Source organism: Acetivibrio cellulolyticus CD2 (assembly GCF_000179595.2).
In the GTDB taxonomy this organism is placed as follows: domain Bacteria; phylum Bacillota; class Clostridia; order Acetivibrionales; family Acetivibrionaceae; genus Acetivibrio; species Acetivibrio cellulolyticus.
On sequence record NZ_JH556658.1, the window covers coordinates 895,781 to 915,214 of the forward strand.

18 protein-coding genes and 1 pseudogene are annotated in these 19,434 nt (G+C 35.4%); 1 reads left to right on the top strand and 18 read right to left on the bottom strand.

The window, feature by feature from the left end; translation table 11 throughout:
• Window positions 1-513: pseudogene (locus ACECE_RS30340) on the top strand (Tn3 family transposase); the annotation flags it as partial.
• Between the two features lie 419 nt (window positions 514-932).
• Here ACECE_RS30340 and ACECE_RS0219380 read toward each other — a convergent pair.
• The 18 genes from ACECE_RS0219380 to ACECE_RS0219470 form a co-directional block, all read right to left on the bottom strand.
• Window positions 933-1,250 carry a hypothetical protein gene (locus ACECE_RS0219380; RefSeq protein WP_010250248.1) on the bottom strand — a complete coding sequence of 106 codons (318 nt, stop codon included), beginning with the start codon at window positions 1,248-1,250 and terminating at the stop codon, window positions 933-935.
• A 181-nt stretch (window positions 1,251-1,431) separates the two neighbouring features.
• Window positions 1,432-2,697, bottom strand: a complete 1,266-nt coding sequence (locus ACECE_RS0219385; protein WP_010250250.1) for a WG repeat-containing protein — start codon at window positions 2,695-2,697, stop codon at window positions 1,432-1,434.
• 40 nt (window positions 2,698-2,737) lie between these two features.
• On the bottom strand, window positions 2,738-4,282 hold the full coding sequence (locus ACECE_RS28215; protein ID WP_010250252.1) for a polymorphic toxin type 44 domain-containing protein: 1,545 nt from the start codon (window positions 4,280-4,282) through the stop codon (window positions 2,738-2,740).
• Between the two features lie 172 nt (window positions 4,283-4,454).
• Window positions 4,455-4,754, bottom strand: a complete 300-nt coding sequence (locus ACECE_RS0219395; protein WP_010250254.1) for a WXG100 family type VII secretion target — start codon at window positions 4,752-4,754, stop codon at window positions 4,455-4,457.
• 23 nt (window positions 4,755-4,777) lie between these two features.
• Window positions 4,778-5,086: a WXG100 family type VII secretion target gene (locus tag ACECE_RS0219400; protein ID WP_010250256.1), complete on the bottom strand. Its 309-nt coding sequence runs from the start codon at window positions 5,084-5,086 to the stop codon at window positions 4,778-4,780.
• A gap of 58 nt (window positions 5,087-5,144) precedes the next feature.
• Complete coding sequence (locus ACECE_RS0219405; protein ID WP_010250258.1) at window positions 5,145-5,504, bottom strand: WXG100 family type VII secretion target; 360 nt, start codon at window positions 5,502-5,504, stop codon at window positions 5,145-5,147.
• Window positions 5,505-5,680: 176 nt separating this feature from the next.
• Window positions 5,681-6,346, bottom strand: a complete 666-nt coding sequence (locus ACECE_RS0219410) for a hypothetical protein (RefSeq protein WP_010250260.1) — start codon at window positions 6,344-6,346, stop codon at window positions 5,681-5,683.
• Between the two features lie 55 nt (window positions 6,347-6,401).
• Window positions 6,402-7,247 carry a PdaC/SigV domain-containing protein gene (locus tag ACECE_RS0219415; RefSeq protein WP_010250262.1) on the bottom strand — a complete coding sequence of 282 codons (846 nt, stop codon included), beginning with the start codon at window positions 7,245-7,247 and terminating at the stop codon, window positions 6,402-6,404.
• Between the two features lie 145 nt (window positions 7,248-7,392).
• The gene (locus ACECE_RS32195) at window positions 7,393-9,315 is read right to left on the bottom strand and encodes a phage tail tip lysozyme (protein WP_010250264.1); all 1,923 of its coding nucleotides are present in this window, start codon (window positions 9,313-9,315) and stop codon (window positions 7,393-7,395) included.
• Window positions 9,316-9,347: 32 nt separating this feature from the next.
• Window positions 9,348-9,851, bottom strand: coding sequence for a hypothetical protein (locus ACECE_RS0219430; protein ID WP_010250266.1), 504 nt, complete (start codon window positions 9,849-9,851; stop codon window positions 9,348-9,350).
• Window positions 9,852-9,947: 96 nt separating this feature from the next.
• Window positions 9,948-10,247: a WXG100 family type VII secretion target gene (locus ACECE_RS0219435; RefSeq protein ID WP_010250268.1), complete on the bottom strand. Its 300-nt coding sequence runs from the start codon at window positions 10,245-10,247 to the stop codon at window positions 9,948-9,950.
• Window positions 10,248-10,270: 23 nt separating this feature from the next.
• Window positions 10,271-10,579 (bottom strand): WXG100 family type VII secretion target, encoded by a 309-nt coding sequence (locus ACECE_RS0219440; protein ID WP_010250269.1) that lies wholly within the window; start codon window positions 10,577-10,579, stop codon window positions 10,271-10,273.
• Window positions 10,580-10,638: 59 nt separating this feature from the next.
• Window positions 10,639-10,998: a WXG100 family type VII secretion target gene (locus ACECE_RS0219445; RefSeq protein WP_010250272.1), complete on the bottom strand. Its 360-nt coding sequence runs from the start codon at window positions 10,996-10,998 to the stop codon at window positions 10,639-10,641.
• A 171-nt stretch (window positions 10,999-11,169) separates the two neighbouring features.
• Window positions 11,170-11,418, bottom strand: coding sequence for a hypothetical protein (locus tag ACECE_RS0219450; protein WP_010250274.1), 249 nt, complete (start codon window positions 11,416-11,418; stop codon window positions 11,170-11,172).
• 1 nt (window position 11,419) lies between these two features.
• Window positions 11,420-12,271 (bottom strand): hypothetical protein, encoded by an 852-nt coding sequence (locus ACECE_RS0219455; protein ID WP_010250276.1) that lies wholly within the window; start codon window positions 12,269-12,271, stop codon window positions 11,420-11,422.
• Window positions 12,272-12,299: 28 nt separating this feature from the next.
• A complete protein-coding gene (locus tag ACECE_RS0219460; protein WP_010250278.1) occupies window positions 12,300-13,037 on the bottom strand; it encodes a LytR/AlgR family response regulator transcription factor in 738 nt (245 codons plus the stop codon).
• A gap of 103 nt (window positions 13,038-13,140) precedes the next feature.
• The gene (essC, locus tag ACECE_RS28225; RefSeq protein ID WP_235715984.1) at window positions 13,141-17,745 is read right to left on the bottom strand and encodes a type VII secretion protein EssC; all 4,605 of its coding nucleotides are present in this window, start codon (window positions 17,743-17,745) and stop codon (window positions 13,141-13,143) included.
• Window positions 17,746-17,822: 77 nt separating this feature from the next.
• A complete protein-coding gene (locus ACECE_RS0219470) occupies window positions 17,823-19,208 on the bottom strand; it encodes a hypothetical protein (RefSeq protein WP_010250282.1) in 1,386 nt (461 codons plus the stop codon).
• Window positions 19,209-19,434: the final 226 nt, after the last annotated feature.

A 19,434-nucleotide genomic window follows, 5' to 3' on the forward strand; every position in this document is an offset into this window, starting at 1 on the left:
AGCAATATGACCAAATGGTTAAATATGCTACTGCCTTACGTCTTGGAACTGCTGAAACCGAAGCCATTATGAAAAGATTTCAAAGAAATAATGAAATTAAACATCCTACATATCTTGCATTTATGGAACTGGGTAAAGCTATAAAACTATTTTCTTTGTGAATATTTAAGGTCAGAGGAATTAAGAATTGAGATTCATGAAGGTCTTAATGTTATAGAAAACTGGAATTCAGCTAACGGATTTATTTTTTATGGAAAAGGTGGAGAAATATCAACCAACAGGTATGAAGACCAAGAAATTGCAGTTTTGACATTACATTTATTACAAAATTGCCTTGTGTACGTTAATACTTTAATGATTCAAAAAGTTCTTACACAAAGCAAGTGGTATGATATTATGACACAAGAAGACTTCCGAGCACTCACACCACTTATCTATACACATATAAACCCATACGGAAACTTTGATTTGAATATGGAGGAAAGAATACCAATAGACATTGCCATAAATTAACATTTACTTTGCCCCTGGTGACACGGATGCTCCCACTACCCCATATAGAGACACTAATCAAAATTGCAGACTATTATAAAGTTTCGGTTGACTACCTAATAGGCAGATACAAATAAAAAGAAGGTGCACCCTGTAAAAGTCACCTTCTCTTTTTCGTAATCATCTTCTTTTTCTTGGAAATTACTGGAACCAAGTTTTTATTTCGTGTAATTCCTTGTATTGTTTTTCCACTCTCCTAACTTTGATTTTTACCTTTAGTATATTGACATGAAAAGTCTATGCTTACTGTAAAAATTGTTTTTTAATCAATTAGGCAAAAAGGCTCAGTCTTTTAACTTTAAAAATGATTTTGATTCCATTTGCAGCCTATAGAGGCATGTAGATATTATAATTTTTATCATTAGCGTTGTATATTTTATTTACAAAAAGTGAGCTACAAGCACCAATATACTTATTAATGTACCTGATATTCCTGATATTCCAGCTTTTTTCCCAAATGCACCTTCCTTTGTTATAGCTATTGATGCAACAACAACACATACTACATCTAAAATGAGTAATGGTGTGGAAAAAACTAAAACTAAAACAAAACCTGCTAAAAAAGTCATACAACCAAACATTAGAATATCATCAAAAGTATTTATACCGATAGTTGAACTGAGATATATGAGATAATATGTATAGGCAAATATTATTCCAAGTAAAATAAAAGTAGCAATACTTAAGCCTCTTTTCATATGATCACTTGTACGATGTATTTATAAAAAAATACATTCCTTTCTATAGATTTTTATTTATATTTTATTTAACACGGTGGACTTTTTATTTTATCTTATAGCTTTGACTATTTTAAGTCATGGTTAATGTTGGCATCGATATTGGCAACTTCACTTACTAAATTTGGACTATTAACGTTTTCTACCAACTTTTATATATTATGTTACCTTTAGTATCAATATAGCCCATTTGTCCCGACATCCAAACTTTTGCCAGACCATTCTTAAATGACTCTGCTCCTGTGAAACTTGGCTCAACTAGCCAGTTACCTTTTTTGTCTATATATCCATATGAGCTGTCATAACACTTGGGAATCTTCTCGCCCACAATTGCAAATCCTTCACTAAAATCCTTATATTCATCATATTTAGGCTCCACTATTATCTCCATCTTATCATTAACGAAACCATATTTATCATTATTAATTATTGCAGCCATACCTTCATTAAACTCATACATTTCTGTATAGTCCATTCCAGTTTCTTTTATCATTTCGCCCTTTTTATTGATATAAAAATATTTATTATCTTTTTTTACTCTTGCCAATCCCTGGCTAAACATTTTAGCCTCATCAAAGGACGGTTCTATCTCCAAATTTCCCTGCTTGTTTATGTACCCCCATTTTCCTGACACATAAACAGCTGCAAGCCCTTCACCAAAGCAATGGGCCTTTTCAAAAACATAGTCAATAACTTTATTCCCTCGCTTATCTAAATACCCCCACTTGCAATTACTACCTTGCAATAAAATTAAGTCATCTACCACTTGGAGCATATTGTCATATTTAGGTTCAACAACCACCTTGCCTGAAGTGTCTAATAACCCCCACTTTGAATTTACCTCTATATCAATCAAACCATTAGAAAATCTGGTTACCGAATCGAATTCAGGTTTTATTTTCAAAGTCCCATCTGTGCCTATAAATCCCCATTTATCTCCCAACTTAACTGCTGCCAATCCTTCTGAAAAACTGTATATTTCTTCATATTCAGGTAGGGTTATATTCTTACCGCTGCTATCTTTTATTCCCCATTTAGTATTTTTATACGCAATTAAACCATTACCCAAATATTCACAATCATCGTAATCAGGTGTTAAGACATATTGACCGCTTTTATTAATAATTCCAAAACCTTCACTAGTCTGGATCTTTGCCAGCCCATCAGAAAAGTCTTCAGCATATTTAAAATATGGAGAGATAATTACTTCCCCTAACGAATTCATATACCCATACTTCGTTTCAGATGAAAACAACGCACGCTTATACTCTTCGAACACAAAATAATCCTGATTAATATTAGTACTTTTTATTTCAATGTTATTTGCTTTGTTATCCTGATCAAAATTACACCCAGTAAATGTAGCAAATATACATAAAATTGCAAATATACGTTTGGATCTTCTCATTTTTCCTCCTATAAACTAAATCCGCCTTATTGTTTTGTCACTAAAACAGCAAATCATGTAACGCATCTCCTGCTGAATTTAATCCATCTTCTATAGCATCTCCTGCAGTCTCCAACCCATCTTCTATTGCCTCTCCTGCAGTTTCTAACCCATTGTCTATAGCATCTCCTACAGTCTCTAACCCATCTTCTATTGCCTCTCCTGCAGTCTCCAACCCGTCACCTACTGCCTCTCCTACAGTCTCTAATCCATCACCTATTGCCTCTATACCATCACCGATGGCTTGCCCTACTGTACTTACTCCATCATAAATTGCATTTCCTGCAATACTTATTAGATCGAATATTCTGTCGTTTAAATAAGTTACAACTTTAGGAATGGCTTCAGTATTTATATAATTTATCTCGCTACCTACTATTTTTTCAATAAGTACCATATCTCTTCTAAAACCTGACTCGTCTTCTACATATTTATCTTTAAATATACCGTCTGGGTCAAATATATTGGGCATACTAATTATAAGATCATCTAAAGGATTAAGTAAATCCTCAATATCTAGCACTTTCTTCCAACTACTATGATCACTTTTATAAGAATCAATACCTAATTGTATTTGATTACTATCTCCTTCGTTATCTCCCCAACCGCCATTTGACAAAGAATCAAAATATTTTCTGAGTGGATCTGCCTTTACACCAGGATTACCACGGTCACTCAGAAATTGTGCAAAACCAGCCCCACCTTTAAGTACTGACTGTCCAAGCTGACCAGTACCAAATACTTCTGCACCAAGATACCCATATAAAAAGTTACCTGCAAAATCACCCTGATATTCCTTTTTATCATATTTCCAAGGCTGATTCCATATCTTAATTTTTTCAACTTTACCGTTTACAGTTATCTCAACTACTCTGCTGTTTTTTACATCAAATATACCACCAGTATTTACAGCATAATACCACCAGGTAAAATCATATCTATGCTTATTAGCTATTAGAGTTAACTCCTTAGCCATATCCTCCAATATTTTTTTTATATCCGTTTCGCTTGCATTTTTATAGTTTTTTATAAGCATCAACTCATATTTATCCATAATTGCGTCAATTTGAGCTATTTCAGCCTCTGTTGGCACCTCACCACCTGGCAAGCTATCAAGAACGTCAGTCATAATTCCAGCATCCGGTTTTACACTTTCATCACTTTTACCATCTTTCTCAAATGAATTACTGCTTTTAACATTCACAATTGGAGCTGAATCTCCAAAAACATCAAAAGGCATTTTTAGCTTTTGATCTGCATTTATTTTTTGCAAACTACGTTCAATAGTTTGTTCTGAAGCTCTATAGTCCTCTATAGCCTTATCTAAAAAGTTTGCACTCTTAAAAAGCATATGCTCCTCTTTTGATAGTTGTGAACTCAATTCAACAAGTTGACTGTCTATACCTCTACTGTAACGTATGTCACTATCTAGAGAATTCCTTATAGACTTAAGATTATTAGTTATATTCTCCAAGTCTCCTGAAAGTTTTCTAAGCCTACGCTTACTATCTTCCAATGTTCTCATATCTGCATGTATATTCGACATTCGAACCCACCCCCATTATCTCTGACAACCCAAAACTGCAGTAAATTCTTGCTACTATTATATATGTACACAATATATAAACACAAGAAGTATATTGCAGATAAATCAAGAAATTCTTCCATATACAATTGTAGGCCTACCTAAAGGGTAGACCTACAATAAAAATATCTTATTATGAAAACAAACCACCTGAAGCATTATTAATTGCTTTATCAGCCTCTTCATATGCTTTTGCTGTTGACTCTAAAAAGTTAGTGTAGGAGTCAATAACTTTGTAATATGCTTCAAAATTGTCCTTCAAACCAGTGAACTTTGAAATAAAGGCATTTGCTGCTTCACTTTCCCATTTCTTTTTCATTTTGTTCATTTCTGACTCAATATCTTTCATTACACCCTGAAAGTTTGTGTTTATTGACTTTATATTTGATGATGTTGACCTCAATACCTGTGGTGTTACTTTAAATTCTGCCATTATATTTTACCTCCCCAAATTTATTATCTTCCTCTTGTAAGTTTTCCTGCTCCGTCCTTGATGCTTGCTTCTGTTTTTTTATACACCTTTGCTGACTTTTCTAAAAACTCAACATAATTGTCCAATACCTTTTTTAAATTTTCAAACTCCACTCTGAAGCTATCTATCTGTCTTGCGTACGCCTGATTAGCTTCACCGCTCCATGAACTTTTCATCCCATCTACTTCATTATATAACTTCTGGTATAGATTAACATAGCTACCTATTTTACCTTCTATTTTTTTTGCTGAACCTTCTAACTCTTCAGGCGTTACACTTATTTTACCTGCCATATCAACAATCCCCCTTTATTGATTAACCTGCATTTTTATTTATTTCAGCCTTAAAAGGCTATTTTGCTTTTTTACTTTCCTTCTCTCTTCTTTCACGTTCTCTTCTTTCCTGTTCTCTTATGTAGTCATTATAACGTCTTTCATATGCATCGTCTTCTCTTTCTATATCTGAAGCAGCACTAGCTATTTTCCCCGCTATCTCAGATAATTTTCTTGCAGTACTTTCTATTTCTTCAATCATAATTCCACATTGCTTTTTAAATTCTTTGGATGCATCCCCACTCCAAACTTTCACGGTTTGTACCAAAACATCATCTAAATTGTCCGCAACTTTGTTAGTATTTTTCGACAACTCCCTTATACTCGATACCTGATTCATAACCTGACTATAATTTATTCGTCTTTTAGGTGGAAGCATTATTTCTCCTCCCCATCTATTCAGATGTTTTTTTGCCTTTCATGAATTTCATTATAAACACATTAATTCTTTAGTACAATAATTTCTGACGAAATGCTCATTTGAAAGGATGAACCGCATTTTTATGTAATATTTTTACTTTCCTATGATAAATAAACCCACTAAAACTCAATAGATCATTTTATATCTGATGAAGTTATTGTATTATTCACCAGTTTCTTTGAAAATGGCTTATTTAAAAACTTACCAAGTTGAACTCTGAAATTAGGATTATTCTCAACCTCCGCTAAAAAGTCTTCACTCATTTCAAGTTTTACTTCTTCCGAACCATCATCAAGGTAAGCAAAAAATAAGTATTTACGAACCCCTTGCTCTATTTCCATTAATTTGTCAAATGTTACAGTCTTCTGAGCAAGCTCAGGTGTATCTGTATTTTCGTAATTATAATAGCTGTATGTAACTGTTTTATCATTCATGTCCAACACTTTATAATACTCGTCCATACCTAAGTTTACAAAAATCTTCATAACCAACCGAGACTCTTTCGTCTGACCTGAATCATTATCTTTTTCACCACTAACATCAGTACTTACAGCATCTGACATATCAGAGTTTTGATTAGCTTTATTTATATCATCAGTTTGTTGAACATTAGGCATGTCAACATTTTCTGAATTATTTGTTGATTCGGGAGAAGCAGTATAAATTTTCTGTCCCGGTACATTGTTCTGATTTTGATTGCCCATAAATTTAGAACATGATGTTAATAAAAACATGCATATGAACAATATAAAGAAAGTCCTGATATTAAACTTCATACCTAATCTACTTAATGTATTCAAATTAGCATCTCCTTTTGTCAGTAACCATAACAGAAATTATTGCAAGCTACAATGTTTATTTTTTAGTATATTGACCTGGCAATTCTATTAACGCATAATCTCCCAAGGCATGGGCAACATCTACACTTACAACTAAAGAATCCGGCGTTACATAGAATGTGTTATAAGCCCATTCTTCCGCTAACCCCTGTAACAGAATTTGGTCATCTGTTTGTTGAATCTGGTCTATTAATACATTTTTGTCCATTCCATCTTTAACTGCATCATTAGTTACTGCTGTAGAATTCTTAATTTCTTGAGCAAAGTTACTGTCTAACGTTGCAAAGTCAGAAATTTTTAATTTGGCAACATTTTTAAGATCTATCGTTATCCCATAAATACTATTTGTTGGGTATGCAGAACCCTCTATGTTTGAATATCCTGTAAAAATAACGCTTAATAATTCATCAGTATTCATTGTAACCTTATACTTCATATCGAGAGTTAGGTTTACTTTAGTCCCGGTATCCTCCTGATAACCCTTAAGAGGCTCTTCAACCTGGCTACTCAAAACATTATTTTTAATCAAATCATTGATAGACTTTTCCTTGTTGCTGTCTTCCATACCCTTTATTTGTGGGTATTCAATTTTAATATTGTCCTGTTGAAAAGTCTCAGTAGTAATTGTATATTCCTGATTTTTTGTTTCCTCAATCAATACGGATTCAGTTGGTGTTGTGATAACTTGAGTTTCAACTGAGTTAGTTGGCACCGATGAGTTTGCATTTTCGCCAATTGTTGTAGACGATACTAACGGTGACTGTCTGTTTTGTTGTCCTTTATCGTTTGGAGCAATTTTTCCGCATCCTGCTAAAAGAAAGATAGTTGTAATTGTTGTCGCTAAAAGCAATCTCCTATTCATTTTTACCTCCGTCAAAAACGTTCAGTTTAATTATTAATTAATAGTCTTTTAAATTGTAATAAATTCATTATAACAATAGAACTCATAAATAAAAATACATTTTAGCTCTGAAAATTCGAGCTTATATATGAGGTCATTTAAAAGTCTAATTTAAGACCTTATACCAGTATTCAGCTTGTTTAGCCCTCTTGGGTTGGTTACGTTCCTTAGGCCTTTCATAATGATTCAGGAATAACGCAGCCAGATCGCCTACATCACCATTAGATTGGGAGAACTCCTTGAAAGACATTGAACTGTGTATCCATTGAACATTATTGTCTACCTCATAAAGAATTCTCTTCAACTGACTCTCCATAGAAGTACATTCTAAATCCTTACTTTCTGCCCAATCTAAATATTTACTTGCAGGTGTCCATTGGACTATGCCAAAGCCACCTTTTCTATTGCCTTCTTTTAAACTCTGCCAGATACCAGGGTTCATGTTACTTTCTGTCTGCATATTTCCAAGCATTGCACAAACAGCATTTTTGGACCACCCCTTGGCACGGAGATAATCAAGAATATATTGGGCATTTACCTTCATTTGTGCCATTGTCAGATAATCATTGCAAATGAACAATCCATCAGCTGATGGTTCTTTGCCATTTCCATTATTATTATTCCCACTTGGTTTATCATTTGCGTCTATATCATTCAACTTGCCATGCCCAGGCACCTTTATAACCTGTCCTACATATATAAGGTTTGGGTTGGCAATATTGTTATATTTAGCTAACTCATTAACTGTTACACCATACTTTGCAGCAATTTTGCTGAGAGTATCTCCACTTTTCACTACATATTTAACAGTTTTACCAGAATCTTTACCACTATTTGACTCTTTGGGCTTAACATTATTCAGCTTGCCTGGATCGGTTATCTTTATAACCTGCCCTACATATATTAGGTTCGGATTAGAAATTTTATTAATCCTTACCAGCTCTGCAACTGTTGTACTATACTTTGCCGCTATTTTGCCAAGCGTATCACCACTTTTTACTTTGTACTCTTTAACCCTACTAGTCACCGTAACATCAGGTTTCACATCTTTGGAAGATGGAATACTTGTGACTTTTCCCTTCAAAAACGGCATTGGATCAATAGGTTTTGAGTCTGTATTTCCAAGACAATTACCATTTTTGAGGCATTCTCTGACTTCAAAGTGAAGGTGCGGACCTGTTGAACGTCCAGTACTTCCTATATTACCTATATCTTGCCCTGCTTTTACTACATCGCCTGCTTTGACTTCTATTTTACTCATGTGTGCATATCTTATCTGAACTTTCTTTCCATCGATTTCTGTGTTAATGTACACAACGTTTCCATATCCATCCAGCCATTTAGCCAGAACTACTTTTCCACCAATAGCAGCTGCTATATCCTTTCCGCTTGCAGCCCCTATATCCACTCCCTTGTGCCCATTTGGGTGAAGGCTATCCTTCGAACTATAAGGACATGTAATACGGGTTGATGAAGGTACAGGCCATACAAATTTTGGCGCCACAACAGTGCTTTTATTTTGCACAGGTTTGGATATAGTAGTGTTTCCTTTAACATTAACATTATTAGCGGGCTTAACCTTTATTAAATCCAATATTTTTGTAAGCCCAAATATTTTCACTGGAACTCCTATTATGGGCAAAATTGCAATCATACCTAAAACTTCAGGCCTCTTTATAAATGTCGGCACATTTTTTTTGAATATATCAACAATTGAACTTTTCCTTTGCGTGGTTGTCTTGCCTAGTTCTTCGATAGCATCCTCAATTTCATTTTCTGCTTTTTCATATTCTTTGAATACTTTATCCAAGAATTTTGCGATCTCGGAAAGATTCCTTTCTTCCTCATAAAGTCTGTTGTTTAAATCTCCAAGACCTTTATCAATACCGTTACGATTACGTATATCCGAGTCAAGTGAACTCCTTATATTAGAAATGCTATTCCCAATACTACTTAAATCTTTAGAAAGTCTTTTTATTCTTCCTTCACTTTGTTCTAACACTTTTAGTTGTACGGCAAAATCTCCCATAAAATGCCCCCCCTGATCGAATTCTATATACACTATAAATTGCAAGGACTATTCCATGTCCTAACAAGAATATTCTTTCCCGCTTCAATCTTACCAGGCTTGATCTTGTACTTCATTAATAACTCTTTTTTGTGTATCCGGCATGGTTCCACCATTAATGCCACATTAAATACTTCACAAAAATCAATCTTCCAACCCTTTATTTCTTTATTATTTGATTTAATCAAACCAGTTTTTTGGCTACCTGCAAGTTTGAAATTTCCAATCTTCTCAATCATATAATTCACAGTTTTCTCTGCATCAAGATAGTCTGTAATTGTATGCTCAACAAAACTACAACATCTTGAAAAATACATACAAATTCGTTCAAGCTCTTGTTCAACAACTTTTATTAAGTTTAAAACATCTTGGAATTCCGGATCAATGCTTCCTCCAACCATTCTGAATTCAGCTTCAATCCTGTTGGCTTCCCGCTTAAGACTGCATATCTGCTCAAGCATTGCTTTCATTCCATCAGGATATACCGAAATATTCACAGTATTCACTCCCTGCATTACTTAAGATTTCGATACATAATTGTAGGCCTACCTATAGGGTAGACCTACAAAAAGAGAGCTTTTACAACTATCTTATTATGAAAACAAACTACCTGAAGCATTATTAATTGCTTTATCAGCCTCTTCATATGCTTTTGCTGTTGACTCTAAAAAGTTTGTGTAGGAGTCAATAACTTTGTAATATGCTTCAAAATTGTCCTTCAAACCAGTGAATTTTGAAATAAAGGCATTTGCTGCTTCACTTTCCCATTTCTTCTTCATTTTGTTCATTTCTGTCTCAATATCTTTCATTACACCCTGAAAGTTTGTGTTTATTGACTTTATATTTGATGATGTTGACCTCAACACCTGTGGTGTTACTTTAAATTCTGCCATTATATTTTACCTCCTCAAATTTATTATCTTCCACTTGTTAGTTTTCCTGCTCCGTCCTTGATGTTTGCTTCTGTATCTTTGTACACCTTTGCTGACTTTTCTAAAAACTCAACATAATTGTCCAATACCTTTTTTAAGTTATCAAACTCAACTCTGAAGCCATCTATCTGTTTTGCGTATGCCTGATTAGCTTCACCGCTCCATGAACTTTTCATTCCATCTACTTCCTGATACAACTTTTGGTATAGTTTTACATAGCTACCTATCTCACCTTGTATTTTCTTTGCTGAACCTTGCAACTCTTCAGGTGTTACACTTATTTTACCTGCCATATCAACAATCCTCCTTTATTGATTAACCTACATTTTTTATTTATTTCAGCCTTAAAAGGCTATTTTGCTTTTTTACTTTCCTTCTCTTTTCTTTCACGTTCTTTTCTTTCCTGTTCTCTTATGTAGTCATTATAACGTCTTTCATATGCATCGTCTTCTCTTTCTATATCTGAAGCAGCATTAGCTATTTTCCCTGCTATCTCAGATATTTTTCTTGCAGTACTTTCTATTTCTTCAATCATAATTCCACATTGCTTTTTAAATTCTTTGGATGCATCCCCACTCCAAACTTTCACGGTTTGCACCAAAACATCATCTAAATTATCCGCAACTTTGTTAGTATTTTTCGACAACTCCCTTATACTCGATACCTGGTTCATAACCTGACTATAATTTATTCGTCTTTTAGGTGGAAGCATTATTTCTCCTCCCCATCTATTCAGATGTTTTTTTGCCTTTCATGGATTTCATTATAAACACATTAATTCTTCATTACAATAGTTTCTGACGAAATGCTCATTTGAAAGGATGAAACGCATTTTTTTGTAATATTCTTACAATTTATAGGTTGTATTGCGTTTTTATTCTTTTTAAACAAGAATTAATTTTGTTCCGTCTGTTATACCCGTATTACTGATTGTACTGTTGCTTGGCAGAACAGTTTCATCTTCACATTTACACAAAATAGCATTATCCTTATAAGGCTTAATTCCTTCTGCCTCTTGTACCGCCTGTGCAATAAGCTCTGCTGCAACCCCAACTTTCATGACTTCAGGTATTATAAATTCATATTTTTTACCTGTCGCCGGAACCACAACCTCAATAAATACTTTTTCCATGTTACACATCTCCTTCAATAGCATTACTATATAAATGCTTTAGTGCAAAAACCATCTCATCAATTTCACCAAGAAGTGATTGCGTACTAAGAGTGTTAAACCTTATACTGCTAACTATTTCATCCTCTTTTCCTATTGCTGAAGCATCCAACTTCCATAAATGTCTGGTGCCCCCATAGTAAGTAAAACTGTTAACATCACTCATACTGTCATAGTCTAAAAGCATTATTAATAGTGAAATACAAAAATTTTTGTCCTTCAAAGCATCAAACAAGTCCTCAGAGGCCTCATCACTACATCCATAATTCATAAAAAGCTCTTTTGCTTCACTCTTATCTTCCCTTACTACCGTATCATTTAATTTCTCAAAATCTGATAGAGGAATGTCGAAACTGATATTTTCACTCTCATAGTCCGTTTCAGTATAAAAACACTCTTTAATATTGTCTGACACTTTTTCAATACTAACCAGTGGCGTCAATATCCACTTATTCGGGCTTAGTCTATCCTGATCCAGCTCAACGGCGATTTTTTCATTAATATATATATTTCTTGTACGCGAAGAACTGCCTTCAATCATCGCAGTTCTGATGAAAACCTTGGGATTGCAACAGGCAACCATTAAAGAATACAAATCATTATCCATGGTTATCGAGTTATCAAACTCAACCTCTATGTATTTTTTATTTTCCAACTGTTCCCTTGCTATATCCCATTCCTCAGCAACCTGACTTTCATCTATTTCAGAAACAGTATCTTCAACTCCATACATCTCATCAGCACCTGTCAATGCAGCAAGGAAGATCAACTCCTTCTGGGTTAAAACAAAACCAGCTTCTCCAATCGGGCTCATCACCATCACTCCTCTATATATCAATATTTTATAAACATTTGAGTTTATCTTTCAATATTCCTTTAAAGGTTCTAGATATATCTATTTCAGTTCCATTTATCATCTCAATTTTCATGTCCGAGAAAGAAATTCTAGACATTTTGTCCGCATTTATAATATAGCTCTTGTGACACCTGATAAAGTTTTCCCCCAGTTTTTCTTCGAGGGATGACAGACTGTCGTAGTACCCTATCCTCTGGTTTTCAGTATGCACATATATCTTCTTTTGGTAAGATTCTAAATATAATATCTGATTATAATCAATTCTGTATATCTCCGTACCTATGTTAATATTTAAAACCGCTTCATTCTCAGCGAAAAAATTCAGATAATCTCTGTAAATATCCCCCATTACATGTTTAAGTTCTTCAATTTTGACTGCCTCTCCCTGCTTTATCAAAAAACCCGACGGCTTAATTAATCCCGTCATAACCTTATAAATATATTCAGTATGAGCAGTACAAAAAACAATATATGAATCACGATCCTTTTCTCTGACAGCTTTCGCCAACTCAATACCGTCTTCTTCAGATAAACTATAAACTGTCTCAAGAATATAAATCGATATTTCATTTTCTTTGTCCAAATACTCTAAAACATCCTGGGGTGAAGAAGCCATTACTGCAATCTCAATATTATAGTTATTTCTAATGGCTATCTCCATTATCAACTTCTTTAAAAGTTGTATATATATATTATCTTCATCACATAAAACAACTTTTAACAAGCCCCCCACCTCCACTTCGTTAGGTTATCATAAGTGATGTAGTCCATAGCAATTAAGCTGAAGTGTATTTATTAACTTCTGAAGCCAGCAATGCTAAAAATCACTAGGCAAGGGGTGTCTTAATTACTTTATATTCATTCCTGTCAATAATGTATCCTATACCGGTATCATACTGGCAGTTTCTTTGCTGATAGCTCATACTTACATTGAATATATTCTGCCCGTCTACATTTCCCCCGAGTAAAATTCCATTCTTTCCAGTAAACACAGAATTATATAACGTTTGGCTGGTAAATGTTTTAAGCTTGTCCGGATTAGCAGTGAATATAAAATACACTTCAAGGCCACTACCGCCGCTTAATAAGTTTTCAACGTAGCTTAAGGCATTATCAGAAATCATTTTAAAGAAACCGTCAAAATCATCTATAAGCACTACTATACGTTGATATTTTCGCATATATTCATATTCGCTCTGGTTATTGTCATTCTGTCTGAAAGCTTTCAAATCTTTGTGTCTTGCCTGCATTTCCTTTACAAGAGGAGTAATGAAGCCATCAAAAGACTCGGTATCGCATATATAATCATCTGCATTATATTTTGAACAATATCTTCTTAGTTCACCTTCTCCGCTATCAACTACATAAACTTTCCAGTCAAAATTTGACTTAATCAATCTTAACAAAGTTTTTAACATATTCGTTTTTCCAGTCTGGTCATAACCGAGAATGGAATATGCATAGAACTTTCCAATATCAATGGATAGAATTTCTGCCTCCTCAACATCATATCCTAAAGGAATCAACTCCTGCTCGAAGAGCGCCTTACAGTCGTCACTTTCAAGCATGAAATCTACTGAAAGCTCATCAGGCACAAACGGAATCGGTTTTGCCTTACGACCAGACCATTTTTCCTTCATATTTCCGAATAATTCCCTTAGCTGAGTAACCCTTTCTGCCTCATTATCAGATTCTGCTGCAAGTGCAGTCTGGAACTCAAGTGGAGTATCAACCTTGGCAAGACCTCTTCCTTTTACAATTTCCGGCTCAAGTCCGTCAGTCTGTCCAACAACAGATGCATACTCATACTTATCATTCAACTGCAAAGTATACATAAGTTTGAAATTCTGACTCACTCTGTATTTAACAGAACTTGTATTTGAAGTGGTGAATACCATATATATACCATAATTTCCGCCTTCACGGGAAAGTGTCACAAGTGTGCTTTCAGAATCCGGATATAGCTCGGCAAACGCCGAGTAGTTATCTATTATCATAACTAATGCAGGCTCTACAGTTCCCGAAATCTGCATATAGGATTGCAAATTACCTACCCCATATTCAGCAAACTTTCTCTTTCTGCTTTCCAATTCCTTCGTAAGCATTCTGAACAATTTATCAAGTTTATCTCCATCATCCGAAAAAATTACTCCTCCGGTATGAGGCAGACCACTGTAATACCCCATTGTTCTTCCGCCAAAATCCAATAGATACAAGTTCACCATCTCAGGCGAATATGATTTTATAAGTGAATATATAAGTGTCTGTACAAAGGTAGTCTTGCCTGTGCCAGGGGCTCCGTACAGCAACAAGTGTCCATCCTCTCCCATGTTTGCTCTGAGGGGACTTTGCATCTGATTTTTCGGATCATCATAAATTCCTATGGTAGGTCTCATCCAATGGTCAACAGGTTTCCAACCTTCACCATCCCAGCCACCGCTCTCTTTTACTATATTATCATAGAATATAACATCGCCCAACGGTTCCAACCAGAGCTTTAAAGGACTAATATTATCTTTTACAGATATATCAGCGATATAATCCACGATTGCAGAAAGTTGTGTACTTGAGCTTTTCACAGCCTCTGTTTTTGTGGAAACTGTTTTGAGCGCCCTTCCAGAGTTATCAATCAACATAACCTGTTTGTCTCCGTCATTTTCAATCTTGTCAGTAGGTACATAAGGTGCTCCGCTCCAACCCGACTGAACCAGTTCAAAAATCTCATCGTTTCCTACCTGTACATAACACCTTCCTGCCTGCGTAATATATGCTGCTTCCTGCCTTTTGAGCATTTCATTACTATCTGCCTTGTCCAAAACCTTAAGACAAATTCTGAACCTTGTATTACTCCATATCTGATCATCAACAACACCTGATGGCTTCTGAGTAGCCAGAATCAAATGCACGCCAAGACTTCTTCCTATTCTTGCTGTACTAACCAACTCATTCATAAAGTCAGGCTGCTGGGATTTTAATTCTGCAAACTCGTCTGAAACTATGACAAGGTGAGGCAGCGGCTCTTTTGCCTTATGCTCCTTATACATCTGCTGGTATTTATCAATATGGTTAACTCCATATTCCGCAAATATTCTCTGTCTGCGCTTAAGTTCGCTTTGAAGCGAAACCAATGATCTGCGTATCTGGCTTCCTCCAAGATTGGTTATAGTACCGGCAATATGCGGCAAACCTATAAAGCAGTTTGCCATCCCTCCTCCTTTGTAGTCAATCAATATGAAGGACACATCATAGGGATGATAATTTATAGCCATTGAAAGTATTAACGATTGTATGAATTCACTTTTACCGGAACCTGTCATACCTGCTATAAGTCCGTGAGGTCCATGGTATTTTTCATGTATATTCAGGAAAAACTGCGTGTCACCGGCTTTTATTCCCAATGGCGCCTCCAGTGATCTGTACGACAGATTTTCCCTCCATCTTCTCTTGATTTCAAGGTGCTCAATTCTTCCTACCTTAAACATCTCAAGGAAGGTCAACACAGACGGCAAAGACATTGCCGACGCCAGTTCTTTTACCTTCATACCTGCAAGAGAACAAGAGAAAGAGTCCAAATCGTTTCTATTTATTGGATCCGTTTTAAATTCTATCATCCCATCCTCAGGGTTATCTCTATGATAAAGGGTACATTCAGCTTCAGAACACTGTACAAAAGAATTACATTCTTTAGGAAGCATATTCAGCTTTTCATAGGCAAATATCGTTGTTACTCCGAGAGACACCGAGGAGCTTGTCAAATAACGCATTACAGGTTCATTTTCAGCAAGTTCCTGATCTGCTATAAAGACAATGAAATGTGGCAGCTCCATTTTCGTATCAAATGAACTATCCTTACTTTTTTCTTCCCTGTCGCCAAGTACTTCATTAAGGAAATGAAATACATCTCTCGCCTCATCACGGGATGATGCTATAAAACGTATTGCTTTTTCAGGACCCCACACATGCGGAAGCCTTTTTGCCCATTCCCATTTGTCTTCTTCCTTCCTGTTATATACACATACTATTTTCACTTCATCATAACTATGCAAAGAAGCGATTTGTACAATCATTGACATGGCAATGTTGTTAATTACATTTCTTTCTCCTATTACACCAAGCATATTGTTATTTAACAGGGAAATAGTGATAGGAATATTAGGCACCACAATGAAATCCTTATTTATATCGTTCAATTCATCCATTAACGGGTCATCTTCCATAGTAAAGCGTTCCTTTGGAATTGCCACGCTTATAAGTGAAGGTCTTGTACCTATTCCAAGCCTGACGTCAAGAAAATCCTTGTTTGAGGGTATACGTTCCCACAATCTTCTATCCTTATTTACTGCCCGGTTTATCAGCACTGTCGGTTCAGGATATGTACCTGATAGAATTTTGCTATTGCGTTCAATTCTTTCCTCCAGCTTTGAATATACCTTCTGCATGTACTGTCTGTATCTTTTTACCCTCTTTTTCTCTTCCTTTGCCTTCGACCTTTTCTGATAAGACCTTGAAAGTATAGGCCACAAAATTGAACCTACAAGCATACAACCCGTTGTTACTATCCCAGGTATCACCATATAAGGATTGCTCTTGTAGGAATTTATAGTAAACATAGTACTAACCAACATACCCATACCCATTGCCAGCGAAGGACCCATACTCAACAAGAGAGGCTGTTCCTTGGCTGTATTAGGAGCAGGCGGAGAGTCGATCTCCATCTGACACTCATCCAATTTTTTTATAATTCTCGGAGAACGCTGAAAATAAACCTGATTATAGGAGTTTCCGTTTACGGAACTATCCTGTATATCTCTTTCTTGTGTATATTTTGGAAGAGCACATCTTTCAAGTCCTCTCGGACTGTTAATAGCTAATATTCCGCCTAAATAAACAATTTTGAGGCTCATTATACAGATTATGTCGCCATATGCCAGAATTCTGGACTGCGTTTTCTTACCATTAACAAATATCAGATCATTGCTGCCTTTTGCTTTAATCTCAGCTTTTCCTGAAATAAAATCAATTACAGCATGAGTTTCCGAAACGTTTAAGCCATTATAGACAACCGTATTGTTATCCGAATATCCAATACTAATCTGGCTTAAGCCACTTGTAGAATACTTGTCGAACGACACTCTCGATGCCTCTGCTTCATCAACATAAATTACTGCCTCTGCTTTTCCATCTGCAGATACTACCTTGATTGCATCTCCCGCGCACAATTGTCTATCGTATATATTCTTTCCATTAACTGTTATCTTAAGTTCATCCATCTCATGCAGCGCCCAATTGCCGTTACTGGCATACACAGGCATAAAATATAATAATGAAGCTTCAGCCGTTCCAGGACTTATATCTACATTAACTATCCCTTCAACATAACCAGGAAGCTTATACTCTCTAAATGTTTCTCCGCTTAATACATATAGCGTCATATTAGCCAATTGTTTTTTCCCCCTCAATTCATATTATTAATTGCTGCTTTTTAACATAATTTATATAATAGATACACCTAATATATTCCCTTAAAAAAGTCTCTTATCTGTGAGAATACAGTAGTTTTTGAAAACAAATAATAAAGAAGCGTCAACGCAATCGCAACTATAATCATAGAAATTATAAACCTTATAACTCCCAAATACTTCTTGATTTCAGTACTAATTACAGGTTTGCTGTTGGCCTGGGCATTTCTTAACATTATTTTGTCTACAAGTATAGGTTTATGGTATAGTTTTATCTCTTTTTTTTTTAACATATATTTCAGAAAGCTCTCATTCTCATCTTCACTATTTATTTGAGGCATTACGTTCCTTAGCATATTGCCAAAAACTTTTGCACACTCGTCACTATCATCAAACGGCTGCGGATTATATGGAGCCTGAAAACACGGAAGAGAATTCATGCTTTCCTTTACCAACTCAAACATTGCGTTATTTGAAAAAGTAAAATAATATCTGTTTTTAAAATTTTTATCCTCTGATTCGATAAGCTCCTCGAGTTCATTCAGTTCCCAATCCTTAACCCCACTAACTATAACTCTCTCCTGAGCACGTCTGAACTCAGCAATATTGCACTTTCCATAAACGCCCATGTCAAGAATTATATAGCTGTAGTCGTCAAGTACCAAATCAGATACAGCCCTCGCTGGATCAAAAGGATAAAAGTCCATACCTCCAAGAGAGAACATCCCATTTTTTTCAACAACATTATCATAAGAATTCTTTATGCAATCAAAGGCAAAGCTGCTGTGAAGTTCGACAACTGCTACACCATGCCTGTTATCCATCAGGTATTTGGCTATGGATATTGCTGTATGCGTAGTTCCAATCCTGCTCATAGTACCTACAACAGCAATTACGACGGTACCGACTATTTTATCTTTCTCAACCATTTTGGCCTGAGTGTTTCCGCCGCTATTCTTTCCAAATCTTCCACTACCTGTCTCAATAAATTCCTTTTCCTGTTCTTTCCTTCTTGCAAAACCATCATCCCATTTTATTGCTTTCGCGTATGTTGATGGATTTTGAAAGTGCTCAATTAAAGCCGGAGCTATATTCTTCTCTTCATTATCACGCTGCCCGATTATATCATATATACCCATTGATATAAGGTTGCTTATAACCTCATTGCCCGAAAACCTCTGTGGAGCAATTATAATTACTCTGAGGTTTTCCTTGTTAATCATAAGCTTTCTAATTGCCTGAGGTACACGCCTGTGATCGTCAAGACATGAGATATCCAATACAAGAAAGTCCAAAGTCATACTAGTGAGTCTTTCAACTTCGCCCATTATGTCAATATCCCTGTCAATTTTCTTATATCCGATCTCCTTGTTCAGTTTTACCAGAGCTTCATCAATACTACCCCAAAATTCAGGACCCGAAATAACTACTACCAATTTGATCAACCCTTCTTTAAAAACTGTATTAAGTAAACATTTAAGATTACAAAAAACAACTTCCTGTTTTCATATTGCGAAATACCATAAGATGAAATTTTTTCGTTATTGAGAACATCAGCTTAATTATTAGCTGATACATAATAAAATTATGGGGGGTTAGCCCCCCATTTATAAACATCACTTGCTTATAATATTGGTCAACCCACCAGAGACACAATTAACA

Coding starts and splice junctions, on each gene's coding strand:
- ACECE_RS0219455 (WP_010250276.1), bottom strand. CDS start 12,271: ATGAGCCCGATTGGAGAAGCTGGTTTTGTTTTAACCCAGAAGGAGTTG.
- ACECE_RS0219380 (WP_010250248.1), bottom strand. CDS start 1,250: ATGAAAAGAGGCTTAAGTATTGCTACTTTTATTTTACTTGGAATAATA.
- ACECE_RS32195 (WP_010250264.1), bottom strand. CDS start 9,315: ATGGGAGATTTTGCCGTACAACTAAAAGTGTTAGAACAAAGTGAAGGA.
- ACECE_RS0219435 (WP_010250268.1), bottom strand. CDS start 10,247: ATGGCAGAATTTAAAGTAACACCACAGGTGTTGAGGTCAACATCATCA.
- ACECE_RS0219440 (WP_010250269.1), bottom strand. CDS start 10,579: ATGGCAGGTAAAATAAGTGTAACACCTGAAGAGTTGCAAGGTTCAGCA.
- ACECE_RS0219400 (WP_010250256.1), bottom strand. CDS start 5,086: ATGGCAGGTAAAATAAGTGTAACGCCTGAAGAGTTAGAAGGTTCAGCA.
- ACECE_RS0219395 (WP_010250254.1), bottom strand. CDS start 4,754: ATGGCAGAATTTAAAGTAACACCACAGGTATTGAGGTCAACATCATCA.
- ACECE_RS0219415 (WP_010250262.1), bottom strand. CDS start 7,247: ATGAATAGGAGATTGCTTTTAGCGACAACAATTACAACTATCTTTCTT.
- ACECE_RS0219405 (WP_010250258.1), bottom strand. CDS start 5,504: ATGCTTCCACCTAAAAGACGAATAAATTATAGTCAGGTTATGAATCAG.
- ACECE_RS0219450 (WP_010250274.1), bottom strand. CDS start 11,418: ATGGAAAAAGTATTTATTGAGGTTGTGGTTCCGGCGACAGGTAAAAAA.
- ACECE_RS0219385 (WP_010250250.1), bottom strand. CDS start 2,697: ATGAGAAGATCCAAACGTATATTTGCAATTTTATGTATATTTGCTACA.
- ACECE_RS0219445 (WP_010250272.1), bottom strand. CDS start 10,998: ATGCTTCCACCTAAAAGACGAATAAATTATAGTCAGGTTATGAACCAG.
- ACECE_RS28215 (WP_010250252.1), bottom strand. CDS start 4,282: ATGTCGAATATACATGCAGATATGAGAACATTGGAAGATAGTAAGCGT.
- essC (WP_235715984.1), bottom strand. CDS start 17,745: ATGACGCTATATGTATTAAGCGGAGAAACATTTAGAGAGTATAAGCTT.